The organism is Jiangella gansuensis DSM 44835 (assembly GCF_000515395.1).
Classification (GTDB): domain Bacteria; phylum Actinomycetota; class Actinomycetes; order Jiangellales; family Jiangellaceae; genus Jiangella; species Jiangella gansuensis.
The window spans coordinates 2,900,531-2,913,450 of record NZ_KI911782.1; the positions used below are offsets into that span (position 1 = coordinate 2,900,531).

Below are 12,920 nucleotides of genomic sequence, written 5' to 3' on the forward strand. Positions count from 1 at the left end.
ACACCATGTACAACGGCAACTCGTTCACCGGCGGCGGCGCCGTCGGCGGCGGCGGGGTCAGCGGCGGCCTGGCTGCCACCGGCTCGCCCGTCATGCAACTCATCGCTCTGGTGGTTGGCCTGGCCACGGTCGGCTACCTGCTGCTCGCGGTACGCAACCTGCTGCCGGCCCGGCGCCGCCCGGCCGCCTGACCCTCAGCACACGAGCCCGGGCCGGCCTCAGCCGGTCATCGGACGGTTCTCGTACGCCGTCGACAGCACGATGGTGGTGCGGGTGGAGACGTTCGCCGACGAACGGATGCGAGCCAGTAGGTCCTCCAGGTCCAGCGGCCGCGCCACCCGCACCTTGAGGATGTAGTTCTCCTCACCGGCGACGGAGTAGCATGCCTCGATCTCCGGGATGCCGGACAGCCGGTCCGGTGAGTCGTCCGGCTGGCTGGGATCGATCGGCTTGATGGAGATGAACGCCGTCAGCGGGAACCCGACGGCCTCGTGGTCGACGACGGCGGAGTAGCCGCGGATGACGCCGCGCTCCTCGAGCCGCCGGACCCGCTGGTGAACGGCGGACGTGGACAGGCCGGTGGCCTTGCCCAGGTCGGTGTAGCTCATCCGGCCGTCCTGCATCAGCAGCGCGACGATCTTCCGGTCGATGTCCTCCACGGGTGCACTCTAGCGGCGTGCCTGGTCGGACGCCGTTCCGGCGCGCTGGAGCGATCCTGGCACGATGGCGGGGTGGACATCGACACCGCGCGCACTCTCTTCCGTCCCGACCCCGGCTGGCTCAACACCGCCAGCTACGGCCTGCCACCGACCCCGGCGTGGGACGCCCTGCAGGCCGCGCTCGACGAGTGGCGCCACGGTCGCGTCTCGTGGGAAGGCTGGGGCGAGTCCACGGCTCGCGCGCGGGCCGCGTTCGCCCGGCTCGTCGGCGCCGCGGAATCCGACGTGTCCACCGGCGCACAGGTGTCGCAGCTGGTCGGGCAGATCGCGGCCTCGGTTCCGGCCGACGCCACCGTGCTCGCACCGGCGGAGGAGTTCACCTCCAACCTGTTCCCGTGGCTGGCGCAGCAGCACCGCGGCGTCACCGTCCGCACCGTCCCGGCGCGGGAGCTGGCCGCCGCCGTCGACCGGTCCACGGAGGTCGTCGCGTTCAGCCTGGTGCAGTCGGCCACCGGCGACGTCGCCGACGCGTCCTCGGTGGCGGCCGCCGCCAGAGCGGCCGGCGCCATCACGGTCGTCGACGCCACCCAGGCGTGCGGCTGGCTGCCCGTCGACGCCGCGGCGTTCGACGCCGTCGTGGTGGGTGCGTACAAGTGGCTGCTCAGCCCTCGCGGCACGGCGTTCCTCGCGACGACGCCGGAACTGCGGGAGCGCATCGTCCCGTCGCAGTCCGGCTGGTGGGCCGGCGACGACCCGCACACCTCCTACTACGGACCGCCGCTGCGACTGGCCGAGGACGCCCGCCGGCTCGACCTCTCCCCCGCCTGGTTCAGCTGGGTCGGCACCGCGCCGGCACTGGAACTCCTGGCCGACGTCGGTGTGGCGACGGTCAACGCGTGGGACGTCGGCCTGGCCAACCGGTTCCGCGCCGGGCTCGGCCTGCCGCCGGGCGACTCCGCCATCGTCTCCGTCGACGTCCCCGACGCAGCGGCGCGCCTGGCCGCCGCGGGGATCCGGGCCGCCGTGCGGGACGGCCGGCTGCGCGCGTCGTTCCACCTCTACACCACCACCGACGACGTCGACCGGGCGATCGAAGCGCTGGCCGGGTGAGTCGTCGGCTGTCACACCGGGCCGCCGGGATTCGTCTCCATGGTGCAGACCCTCGATCGCCGGACGTTGTCGGTGCCTCTCGGCAGACTGGGCCCGGGCGATCGAACTCAGGACGGGATGGAGACACACCATGAACCACTTCGACGGATTCCGAGCCACCCTGGCCGGCCAGGCCTTCGCGCCCGGCGACGACGGCTACGAGGACGTCCGGAGGCCGTGGAACCTGCTCATCGACCAGCGGCCGGCGCTGGTGGTGCTGGCCGGCTCGGTCGCCGACGTCCAGGCCACGGTGCGGCTCGCGACGGAACGGGGGCTGCCGCTGGCGGTGCAGTCGTCCGGGCACGGCGCGGTGCACCCGTGTGACGACGGCGTCGTGCTCAACGTGTCGCGGCTCACCGGGGTCGCCGTCGACGCCGACGCCCAGGTCGCGAGCATCGACGCCGGCGCGCGCTGGCGGGCGGTCCTCGAGGCTGCCGCGCCGCACGAGCTGGCGGGGCTGTCCGGCACCGCCCCGACGGTCGGCGCGGTCGGCTACACCCTCGGCGGCGGGCTGGGCCTGCTGCTGCGACGGTACGGATTCGCCGCCGACAGCGTGCTGGCCGCCGACGTCGTCACGGCCGACGGCACGCTGGTCCACGCCAGCGAGACGGAGAACCCCGAGCTGCTGTGGGCGCTCAAGGGCGGCAGCGGCAACTTCGGCGTGGTCACCCGGCTGCAGGTGCGGCTGTACCACGTGCCATTGGTGCAGACCGGCATGGCCGTCTACCCCGGCGACCGGGCCGCGGAGGTCCTGGCCACCTGGGCGGACTGGACCGGCTCGGTCTCCGACGACGTCACCTCCGCCGCCATGGTCATGTCCGTGCCGCCGCTGCCGTCGGTCCCGGAGCCGATGCGCGGCCAGCATGTCGTCATGGTGCGCGCCACCATCGCCGGCGGGGACGGCGCCGAGCTCGACGCGCTGCGCTCCGCGCTCGGCACTCCGCTGATGGACGGGTTCCGCACAGCCACCTACCTGGAGGCGGCGCTGTCGGGCATGGAGCCCACCGATCCGATGCCGTCTACCGGGGACAGCGCCCTGCTCGACGAGCTGTCACCGGCCGCCGTCGACACGCTGCTCGAGCTGACAGCGCCCGGCTCCCCCGTTCCCGGGGTGGAGATCCGGCACCTGGGCGGCGCGGCCGCGAAGGATCCCGAGCAGCCCAGCGCGGTGTCCCACCGCGACGCCCGCTACGTCGCCGCCGCCAACGCCCTCGCACCGACGCCGGAGCAGCTGGCCGTGGTCCGGCAGCGGCTCGCCGACGGGTTCGGCGCGCTGGAGCCGCACACCCGGCCGGGCAGGCTCGTGAACTTCATGCCGGCCCGCAGCACGCCCGAGACCGTCCAGGCCGCGTTCTCCCCGGCGGCCTACCAGCGGCTGCGCGAGGTGAAGCGGACCTACGACCCGAGCAACGTCTTCCGCTTCAACCACAACATCCCGCCCGCACCCTGACCCTCGCCGCCGGCCGGCACCCGGTGATCAACAGGGCGCTCGCCCCCTTCCGGGGGTGCGGCTCCCTGTTGATCACAGGACCAGGAGGTCCCGCGGTCGGTTGTTGAGCCGCTCGGCGCCGGTGTCCGTCACCACGACGATGTCCTCGAGCCGGGCGCCGTACCGCCCAGGCAGGTAGAAGCCGGGCTCGACGGAGAATGCCATCCCCGCCTCGAGCAGCATGGCGTTGCCGCCGACGATGTACGGCTCCTCGTGCGTCTCCAGCCCGATACCGTGCCCGGTGCGGTGGATGAAGTGCTCGCCCAGCCCGGCGGCGTGCAGGACGTCGCGCGCGGCCAGGTCCACCGATCCGGCGCTCACGCCGGGCATGACGTGCCGGACGGCGGCCTCCTGCGCCCGCACCAGCGCGTCATGGGCCGCGACGAATTCGGCCGGTGGTTCCCCGGCGGCGTAGGTGCGGGTGGAGTCGGAGCAGTACCCGGCCGGCGTGGTGCCGCCGATGTCGACGACCACCGGCTCCCCCATCTCGATGACCCGGTCGCTGGTCTCGTGGTGCGGGCTCGCGCTGTTCGGCCCGGCAGCGACGATCACGAAATCGACCCGGGCGTGCCCTTCGGCGACGATCGCCTCCGCGATGTCGCGGCCGACCTCGGCCTCGGTGCGGCCCGGCCGCAGCCACTCGCCCATCCGGGCGTGCACCCGGTCGATGGCCGCGCCCGCCTCACGCAGCGCGTCGATCTCGTCCGGCGCCTTGCGCATCCGCAACGTCGCCAGCACGGCACCCGCCGGCCGCTGCTCAGCATCGGGCATGGCCGCCCGCAGCCTCAGCACCTTCTCCGCCCACATCTGGTCGTCCAGTCCGACCCGGCGTGCGTGCGGGACGAGCCCGGCCACCAGCGCGACCGGGTCGTCCGTCTCAGCCCACGGCAGCAGTCTCACCCGCAGGTCGCCGACGCCGCTCGCCACCGCGGCGGGCGCCTCGAGTTCCGGCACCACGAGCGTCGCCGGACCCACGACCGGGAGCACGAGGCAGGTCAGCCGTTCCAGCGGGATGGCGTCGTACCCGATGAGATACCGCAGCGCGGCACCAGGCGTGATGAGCAGAGCATCGAGGCCGGCCGCGCCGGCGGTCGAACGGGCACGGTCGAGGCGGTGATCGAACGCACGGGTCACGCACCGCACTCTAGCGACTTGCGTTCGGTACGTTGCCGATATATCGTCATCATGTCGTCAACGTATCGAGAGAAAGGACACGATGATGACTGCACAAGCACTGCCCTTCGGGGCATTCGACGACTTCGGCGGCCGCCGCGCCGCCTGGCTGGCGGGTATGGGCGACGAGCACGATCGCGGCGAGCGCCGTGGCCCCGGTCGCGGCAGCGGCCGCGGGCGGGGGCGTGGCCACAGCCGCCGCCCTCCGTTCGACCCTGGTGGTTTCGGGCCCGGTGGATTCGGCCCCGGCGGTTCCGGCGGTCCTGGAGGGCCCCCCGGGTTCGACCCGGAGGCCTTCGGGCTCCGCGGTCCGAAGGGCGGCCGAGGGTCACGTCGTGGACCCCGACGCCGCCGCGGCGACGTCCGCTCCGCCGTCCTGGTGCTGCTCGCCGACGGCCCCAAGCACGGCTACCAGCTGATCCAGGACATCAGCGAGCGCAGCGGCGGCCTCTGGAAGCCCAGCGCCGGCTCCATCTACCCCGTCCTGCAACTGCTGGATGACGAGGGCCTGGTCCGGTTCGAGGAGCAGGACGGCCGCCGGGTCGTGCACCTCACCGACGCCGGCGCCGCCTACGTCACCGACCACCGAGCCGAGCTCGACCAGGTGTGGACCCCGTTCGAAGGTGCGCACACCGCGTCCATCCACGACCTGCGCGAGACATTCGCTCAGCTCGGCATGGCCGGTATGCAGGTACTGCGGGCCGGGACAGCCGAGCAGGTCGCGCGGGCGCAGCAGATCCTGCGCGGCGCCACTCGCGATCTGTACGCGTTGCTCGCCGAGAAGCCGGACGACGCCGACGACGACAACGCCTGACCGCCGGCGCGGTGGGCCCGTCGGCCCGGCCGGTCGGTCAGCCGGCGGCGGCAGCGCTGGTGCTGGCCGCGACCACGATCGCCGTCGTCACGGCCGCGTTGACCTCCTGAACCGCCTTCCGCACCGCGGCGCCGGCCCACTCGCCCTCGGCGATCTGCTTGGCGCGCTGCTTCGTCGTGCGCCGGTCGTCCGTGGGCACCACCGTGGCGACCGCGTCCACCGCCAGGAGCAGCGACACCAGCGCCGCGGTCCGCTGGTCGGGTTCCGCACCGGCCGCGAGTACCACGTGGAGGCGGTCCCGCACACCCGCCTCGTGTTCCGCGTCGTCGGCCGGCCAGCGGGTGGTGGGGAACAGCCCCAGGATCTTCCCCTCCTCCTGGCGCACCAGGCCGCGGTCGGCCAGCCGCTGCAACAGCTGCTGGCGCAGACCCTTGCGCAAGCCACCGAGCAGGTTCTTCGGCTTCTTGCCCTCGTCGTCAGCGAGCTCGGCCTGCGCGTGGTCGAGCACGTCGTCGCCGGCAGGTGCCGGGTCGAGCACGACCAGGCGGCCCTCCTTCACCTGCTCCCCCGGTCCGGCGATGCCGACCTTGCCCATCATGGCCAGTTCCAGGAGCACGGCACCCGCCAGGGCGTTGTCGAGCTTCGTGGCGTCGATCGACGGCTTGCCCGACTCGTCGTCGTAGAACAGCAGCAGGAGGTCCTCTGCGATCAGCATGCCGCCGACTCTAAGCGGTCCGGCCGAGCAACCGCCGCGCCAGCTACTCGTGGAGCGTACGAAAACGGCCGCCGCCCCTATTAGGGTCGGGACTATGCCACGACACGCGCAGAGGCGCGGCCGCAGCGCACCCCGTCGTAGTGCGGCCGCCGTCGCGGTCGGGGCGCTCGGCGAGCTCATGCTGACCGCCGGCGCACTCGTCCTGCTGTTCGTCGTCTACATCCTCTGGGGCACCGGCCTGCAGACCGCTCAGGCGCAGGACGACCTCGAGAACGAGCTGGACCAGCAGTGGAGCCAGCTCGCGCCGGAGCAACCCGCACCTGACCCGTCCGAGTTGGCCGACGGCGACGCCTACGGCATCCTGCGCATCCCGCGGTTCGGCGACGACTGGCAGTTCACGGTCGTCCAGGGTGTCCAGGTCGACGACCTCAAACGTGGGCCCGGTCATTACCCGAACACCGCCAACCCCGGCGAGCTGGGCAACGTCGGCATCGCCGCGCACCGCTCCGGTCACCTCGAACCGTTCGCCGACTTCCCGCAGCTGCGCGTCGGCGACACGATCGAGATCGAGATGGCCGACGGCGTCTACGTCTACGAGCTCGACGACGCTCCGGACGGCGACAGCGACGGCAACCGCATCAACATCAGCGACGTCTGGGTGGTCGACCCGGTGCCCGGCGAACCCCGTGACACCGAACCGACCGAGCGACGCATCACGCTGACCACCTGCTGGCCGAGGTTCGGCTCGTCGCACCGCATGTACGCCACCGGAGTCCTGGTCAGCGGCCCCACCGGCTAGCGCCCGGTGCGGGCGTCAGGCCGCGACCTTGATCAGCGGCACGTCCCGGGTCAGCTCGCGAAAGCCGACGCCGTAGTACATGTTCCGGGCAGCCGGATGCGCCGGCGCGCCAAGACAGGCGACCAGCATCCGGTTCGCGCCGGCCGCCCTGGCCAGCTGCATACCGTGCAGCTGCAACGCGGTGCCCAGCCCTCGTCGCCGGAAGTCCCGGTGGGTTCCGACGGGCTCGAATTCAGCGGTTCGCGTCGCGTCGTCCAACCAGACGCTCGCTGTCGCGGCGAGTGTGCCGTCCGCCGCCTCGATCAGCACATGCAGGTCGGCCCGGTACGGCCAGGTGCGCCGGACCCGTTCGAACGCCGCTTCGGTGAGGCCGGACGGATACCAGGCGTTCCGATGCGCTGTGACGACGTCAGCCACCGAGACGTCCGCGGCCGACACAAACCGGAAACCCCTGGGTAGCACCGGAGCCGGCACGTCGGCCTCACGGACCTTCCCATCGCTGGGCTGGACCCGGTGGGGCAGATGCACCCACCCCCAACCGGCCAGCCGGCCGTCGACGAACCAGAACCGGTGCCGCCAGAACTGGTTGAGCGCGTCGTAGTCCTTGGCCCACACCCAGGCCAGCTCACCGACGGTGGCGTCGCCCTTCAGCAGTTCCGGCCGCAGCGCGGTCACCCGCTGGGCCAGGCCCTGCATCAGCCGGAGTTCGGTCGGACCAAGATCTCCCATGCGAGGACCCTGGCAGCGACGAACCCGTCGTGTCGACGGAATTTCGGCGGACGGCACCCGGCCGGCGTCCTCGTCGTGGACCCGCGCGCCGACCAACGCCCGCAGGGACGCTCTTGCGACTCCGCGCCGGGGCTTCCGTGTCGGTGGTCACGGCTAAGCTGCGGGCATGCCTAGCCCTCGTGGGAAGCTGCTTCTGCTCGACACCGCGTCGCTGTACTTCCGTGCATTCTTCGGTGTCCCCGACTCCATCACGGCGCCCGACGGCACGCCGGTCAACGCGGTGCGTGGCCTGCTGGACTTCATCGCCCGGCTCACCACCGACCGCCAGCCCGCCCGGCTGGTGGCGTGCCTCGATGCGGACTGGCGGCCCGCGTTCCGGGTGGCGCTGCTGCCGTCGTACAAGGCGCACCGCCTGGCCAATGCGGCCAGGAACATCGAGGAGGTGCCGGCGGCGCTCGAGGCGCAGATCCCGGTCATCCTCGAGGTGTTGTCGGCGCTCGGCATCGCCCACATCGGCGTGCCGGGGTTCGAGGCCGACGACGTCATCGGCACCCTTGCCGGGCGCGACCCGGGCCCCGTCGACGTCGTCACCGGCGACCGCGACCTGTTCCAGCTGGTCGACGACTCCCGCGACGTGCGCATCCTCTACACCGCGCGCGGCGTCGGCCGGCACGAGGTGGTCGACGAGTCGGTCGTCGCCGCCAAGTACGGCATTCCGGGCCGGTCCTACGCGGACTTCGCGACCCTGCGCGGCGACCCCAGCGACGGCCTGCCCGGCGTGTCCGGGGTCGGTGACAAGACTGCCGGCACGCTCATCACCCGGTTCGGCAGCATCGAGGGCCTGCTGGCCGCCGTCGACGATCCCGGCGCCGACCTCTCCCCCACGCTCCGTCGCAAGATCAACGACGCTCGCGACTATCTGGCGGTCGCGCCGGACGTCGTGCGGGTCCGCGGCGACGTGCCGATTCCGGACTACGACGACACCCTGCCGGCGACGCCCGCCGAGCCGGAGAAGCTGGTCGAGCTCGGCACCCGGTGGGGCCTGGACTCGTCGCTGAACCGGGTTCTCAACGCCTTCAACCCGGCGCCGGCCGACGCCTGACGCCGTCGGGCATCCTCCTGACGGCGACGACCCATGCTCGGCCCGCAGACGTAGCGGCCGGAGCGGCCCATGCCGGGCGCGGTACGCAGGCGGGTCAGCCGGCCGCGTCGAGGATGGCCGCTTCGACCCGCGGGTCCAGGCCGAGCGGTGGCCGGTCGGGTCGCTGGGGCGCTGATCCGCCGATGGCGCGCAGCCAGGCCCACGTGTCGGCGACTGTCTCCTCGACCGGCCGTGCCCGCAGCCCGGCGGCGGCGGCGCGGGACACGTCGCCGGTGTGCAGGCCGAACTCGGTGTACGGGTGGCCCGGCGGGATCCAGACGGGCAGGTCCATCCAGGGCTCGACACCAGCGGCCAGGATCGGTTCGGGGTCGACCCAGCGCAGCGACGCCACCCCGCCGGTGGCATCGACGACGGCGTCGAGCAGCCCGCTCATCGTCGTGTGACCGGGCCGGCTGACGGCGTTGTAGACACCGCCGATCCCCCGCGCCGCACAGTCGAGGATCCAGATCGCCAGGTCCCGCGCATCGATGTACTGCAGCGGCAGGTCCGCCGGGCCAGGCGCCAGCATTGGCCCACCGCGGGCTGCCCGGGTCAGCCACCACGGCAGCCGGCCGACGTTCTCGTGCGGCCCGAGGACAAGGCCCGCCCGAGCGATCAGCGCGCGGTCGCCGAAAGCCGCCTGTGCAGCCAGCTCGCCACCGGCCTTCATCTGCCCGTAGTCGCCGTCTTCGGCGTCCGGCGACGAGGCCAGCGTGGGCGCGGACTCGTCGGCCCCGTGCGGAACCGGCGGCTGGTAGACCGAACGGCTGGACACGTAGGTGTAGTGGCCGGCGCGGTCGGCCAGGGCCGCGGCGCTGTCGCGGACGGCGCGCGGCATGCCGGTCCACGTGTCGACGACGGCGTCCCAGTCGCGTTGCCGCAGCGGCGCGAGACTGTCCGGGTCGAGCCGGTCGCCCAGGACCATCTCGACACCCTCACGCGCGTTGCCGGTGCGGCCGCGGTTGAACGTCGTCACGTCCCAGCCCCGCTCGACCGCCGCGTCCACCACGGCCCGTCCGGCGAACGCCGACCCGCCCAACACCAGAAGTCGCATCGGGTCAGCCTCGCACGATCCAGCCGCGACGGTCACCGCGCATCTGCTGTTGGCGAAATGCCGGCGCGGGCGGCGCGGCGGGTGTGGCGGGGTCAGCCCAGGTGTTCTCCCGCTTCACCGAGCAAGCATTCCTCGTGGAGCGGGAGCACCCATGCCGGACGTGATCATTTCCGGGTCAGGACAGCGTGGCGTAGGCGACGACGCCGCGGCGCAGCGCACCGGCGGCCAGCCGGGCGGTCTCGCGCAGCGGCGACCCAGCGGCGGCGTCGGCGACCTGGTCCAGCAGGTCGAGCAGCTGCCGGATGGCGCGGACGAAGTCGCCGGCGGCGAGGTCGGCCTCGCGCAGCACCACGTCCAGCCGATGCCCGCTGGCCCAGCGCCAGGCGGCGTAGCTGAAGCCGAGATCGGGCTCGCGCAGGAAGTCCAGCCGGTGGGTCGACTCCAGGTGGTCCAACTCGCCCCACAGCCGCACCATGTCCGCGAGCACGTCGCGGACCCGGCCGGGCGGCAACCGAGGCGGCACGGCGTCGTCAGGCTGGCGGGACTCGTAGGTCAGCGCCGCCACGCAGGCGGCCAGTTCAGCCGGGTCGAGACCGTCCCACTGGCCGGTGCGCAGACACTCCGCGGCCAGCAGGTCCAGCTCGCCGTACAGGCGGGCCAGCCGCCGCCCCGAGGGGGTGACGTCGTCGCCGTCGAGGTAGTCCAGGTCGTCCAGGACCCGGCAGACCCGGTCGAACTGCCGGGCCACCGTGTTGGTGCGCGACTCGACTCGTCGCTGCAGCTGGTCGGCCTCGCGCCGCAGCCGGAACCAGCGCTCGGCCCAGCGGGCATGCTCCTCGCGGTCCGGGCACTGGTGGCACGGGTGAGCCCGCAGCTCACGGCGCAGGCGGGCCAGTTCGGCGTCGTCGGCCGCGCCGGAACGACCGCGTCGGCCGTGCGGACGGCCCCGCCGGCCGCCGTCGTCGGGGGCCTTCGCCCGCAGGGTGGCGGCCAGGTCGCGGCGCGCCGCGGGCACCTTCGGGTTGAACGACCGCGGAATCCGCAGCCTCGTCAGCGGCTCCACCGCCGTCTGGAAATCGACCAGTGAGAGCCGGCGCACCTGCCGGCCCTCCGTGAGCACCGTCGGGCGCGGTCCGTCCGAACCGACCGGCCCGGTACGCGGTGTCCCGGGGTCGAGCACGACGGCCAGTCCGGCGAACTTGCCCGACGGGACCCGGATGACGTCGCCCGGCCGCAGCTTCTCCAGCGCCGCGGCCGCTGCCGCCCGCCGCAGCGCGGTACCCTCGCGGGCCAGCGCGTTCTCGCGGTCCCGGATGGCTTGCCGCAGCGCCGCATACTCGGAGAAGTCGCCCTTGTCGCAGGTCATGGCCTCGCTGTAGCCGTCGAGGGCCTCCTCGCTGCGGCGCAGCTGGCGTGCCAGGCCGACCACGGCGCGGTCGGCCTGGAACTGGGCGAACGACGACTCCAGGATCTCGCGAGCCGAGGCCCGGCCGACCCGGTCGACGAGGTTGACGGCCATGTTGTACGACGGCCGGAACGACGAGCGCAGCGGGAACGTCCGGGTGGATGCCAGCCCAGCCACCGACGTGGGGTCGAAGCCCGGCTGCCAGAGCACCACCGCGTGACCCTCGATGTCGATGCCGCGCCGGCCCGCCCGCCCGGTGAGCTGGGTGTACTCGCCCGGCGTGACCTCGGCGTGGGTCTCGCCGTTCCACTTGACCAAGCGCTCCAGGACGACGGAACGCGCCGGCATGTTGATGCCCAGTGCCAGCGTCTCGGTCGCGAAGACCACCCGGACCAGCCCGCGCACGAACAGTTCCTCGACCACTTCCTTGAACGTGGGCAACATGCCGGCATGGTGGGCCGCGATACCGCGCTCCAGCCCGTCGGACCACTCGTGGTAGCCCAGGACGTGCAGGTCCTCCTCCGGGATGCCGGCGCAGCGTTCCTCGACGACCTCCCGGATCTGCTCGCGCTCGGCCGGCTGGGTCAACCGTACGCCGGCGCTCAGGCACTGCTGCACCGCCGCCTCGCAGCCGGCGCGGCTGAACACGAAGACGATGGCCGGCAGCAGGCTCGCCGCGTCCAGCTTCTCGATGACCTCGACCCGGCCGGGTGTGTAGGTGCCCCGTGGCCGACGCGGCGGGCGGCCCCCACGGCCGGGCCGCCGGTCGCCGGTTCGTGGCGCGCGGAAGTCGTCGCGGCCCACCCGCGCGAGCTGCGGATTCACCACCCGATGGGAGTCTCCGCGCCGCGCAGGGTCCGTGGAGCCGTCCGCCTGCGCGAACAGGTCGTAGAGCCTGGAGCCCACCATGGCGTGCTGCCACAGCGGCACCGGCCGCTTCTCCTCGACGACGACGTCGGTGTCGCCACGGACCGTGGTGAGCCAGTCGCCGAACTCCTCGGCGTTGGAGACGGTGGCGGACAGCGAGATCACACTCACCGACTCAGGCAGGTTGATGATCACTTCTTCCCAGACCGCGCCGCGGAACCGGTCGGCCAGGTAGTGCACCTCGTCCATGACCACATAGCTCAGCCCGGTCAGCGTCGACGAGCCGGCATAGAGCATGTTGCGCAGCACCTCGGTGGTCATGACGACCACCGGAGCCTCGCCGTTGACGGTGTTGTCACCGGTCAGCAGGCCGACCCGGGATTCGCCGTGGCGGGCGACGAGGTCGTGGTACTTCTGGTTCGACAGCGCCTTGATGGGTGTCGTGTAGAAGCACTTGCGGCCCTGTTCGAGTGCCAGGTGCACGGCGAACTCGCCGACCAGCGTCTTGCCCGCCCCCGTCGGCGCGGCCACCAGAACACCCCGGCCGGCCTCGACGCTGCGGCAGGCGCGGACCTGGAAGTCGTCGAACTCGAAACCGTAATCACCCTGGAAGTGCCGCAGATGCGGCGACGGGTCGCGCCGCCGGTCGTGTGCTGCCGCGTACCGCTCCGCCGGCGAACTCATGGTCCTTACGCTATCCCGGCCCGCCACCCGGTGCGACAGACCCGCGCGGGCCCGCGGGGCGCACACCGATCCCTGCCCCGCGTAGCGTGCGGCGATCGGCCGCCAAAAGATCCATTGGGAGGTATTGACAACCCCATCACCCGGGAGCACGTTTGGAGGTGACGCGTGGATCTGCACCGCGTTTGGGGGGTTTCAGAGTTTTCGTGTCCCGCCCGCAGTAGCCGCTGGCGGACACGTCCAGA

The 12,920-nt window shown here is 72.6% G+C and carries 12 protein-coding genes; 6 read left to right on the plus strand and 6 right to left on the minus strand.

Annotated elements, in window-relative coordinates:
- The first annotated feature begins 5 nt into the window (after positions 1-5).
- Complete coding sequence (locus JIAGA_RS0113995; RefSeq protein WP_026876144.1) at positions 6-191, plus strand: hypothetical protein; 186 nt, start codon at positions 6-8, stop codon at positions 189-191.
- Positions 192-218: 27 nt separating this feature from the next.
- On the opposite strand, the gene JIAGA_RS0114000 is transcribed toward JIAGA_RS0113995, so the two are convergent.
- Positions 219-659 (minus strand): Lrp/AsnC family transcriptional regulator, encoded by a 441-nt coding sequence (locus tag JIAGA_RS0114000; RefSeq protein ID WP_026876145.1) that lies wholly within the window; start codon positions 657-659, stop codon positions 219-221.
- 72 nt (positions 660-731) lie between these two features.
- Here JIAGA_RS0114000 and JIAGA_RS0114005 point away from each other — a divergent pair, with 72 nt between their 5' ends.
- Positions 732-1,769, plus strand: a complete 1,038-nt coding sequence (locus JIAGA_RS0114005; protein ID WP_026876146.1) for an aminotransferase class V-fold PLP-dependent enzyme — start codon at positions 732-734, stop codon at positions 1,767-1,769.
- A 130-nt stretch (positions 1,770-1,899) separates the two neighbouring features.
- Positions 1,900-3,258, plus strand: coding sequence for an FAD-binding oxidoreductase (locus tag JIAGA_RS29745; RefSeq protein ID WP_035812516.1), 1,359 nt, complete (start codon positions 1,900-1,902; stop codon positions 3,256-3,258).
- A 72-nt stretch (positions 3,259-3,330) separates the two neighbouring features.
- Here the strand turns inward: JIAGA_RS29745 and JIAGA_RS0114015 are convergent, their stop codons facing one another.
- Complete coding sequence (locus JIAGA_RS0114015; protein WP_245597180.1) at positions 3,331-4,431, minus strand: M24 family metallopeptidase; 1,101 nt, start codon at positions 4,429-4,431, stop codon at positions 3,331-3,333.
- 85 nt (positions 4,432-4,516) lie between these two features.
- Here JIAGA_RS0114015 and JIAGA_RS33835 point away from each other — a divergent pair, with 85 nt between their 5' ends.
- Positions 4,517-5,284 (plus strand): PadR family transcriptional regulator, encoded by a 768-nt coding sequence (locus JIAGA_RS33835; RefSeq protein ID WP_157553147.1) that lies wholly within the window; start codon positions 4,517-4,519, stop codon positions 5,282-5,284.
- 37 nt (positions 5,285-5,321) lie between these two features.
- Here JIAGA_RS33835 and JIAGA_RS0114025 read toward each other — a convergent pair whose 3' ends face one another.
- Positions 5,322-5,999: a GOLPH3/VPS74 family protein gene (locus tag JIAGA_RS0114025; RefSeq protein ID WP_026876149.1), complete on the minus strand. Its 678-nt coding sequence runs from the start codon at positions 5,997-5,999 to the stop codon at positions 5,322-5,324.
- 94 nt (positions 6,000-6,093) lie between these two features.
- On the opposite strand from JIAGA_RS0114025, the gene JIAGA_RS29755 reads away from it, so the two are divergent.
- Positions 6,094-6,798, plus strand: coding sequence for a class E sortase (locus JIAGA_RS29755; protein ID WP_169738868.1), 705 nt, complete (start codon positions 6,094-6,096; stop codon positions 6,796-6,798).
- A gap of 15 nt (positions 6,799-6,813) precedes the next feature.
- On the opposite strand, the gene JIAGA_RS0114035 is transcribed toward JIAGA_RS29755, so the two are convergent.
- The gene (locus JIAGA_RS0114035) at positions 6,814-7,527 is read right to left on the minus strand and encodes a GNAT family N-acetyltransferase (protein ID WP_026876150.1); all 714 of its coding nucleotides are present in this window, start codon (positions 7,525-7,527) and stop codon (positions 6,814-6,816) included.
- A 166-nt stretch (positions 7,528-7,693) separates the two neighbouring features.
- Between JIAGA_RS0114035 and JIAGA_RS0114040 the strand changes: the two genes are divergently transcribed.
- Entirely contained in the window at positions 7,694-8,629 is a 936-nt protein-coding gene (locus JIAGA_RS0114040; RefSeq protein ID WP_026876151.1) for a 5'-3' exonuclease, read from the plus strand.
- Between the two features lie 94 nt (positions 8,630-8,723).
- Here JIAGA_RS0114040 and JIAGA_RS0114045 read toward each other — a convergent pair whose 3' ends face one another.
- Both JIAGA_RS0114045 and JIAGA_RS0114050 read right to left on the minus strand, forming a co-directional pair.
- Complete coding sequence (locus JIAGA_RS0114045; protein WP_026876152.1) at positions 8,724-9,722, minus strand: NAD-dependent epimerase/dehydratase family protein; 999 nt, start codon at positions 9,720-9,722, stop codon at positions 8,724-8,726.
- Positions 9,723-9,897: 175 nt separating this feature from the next.
- Positions 9,898-12,678, minus strand: coding sequence for a DEAD/DEAH box helicase (locus tag JIAGA_RS0114050; RefSeq protein ID WP_026876153.1), 2,781 nt, complete (start codon positions 12,676-12,678; stop codon positions 9,898-9,900).
- Positions 12,679-12,920: the final 242 nt, after the last annotated feature.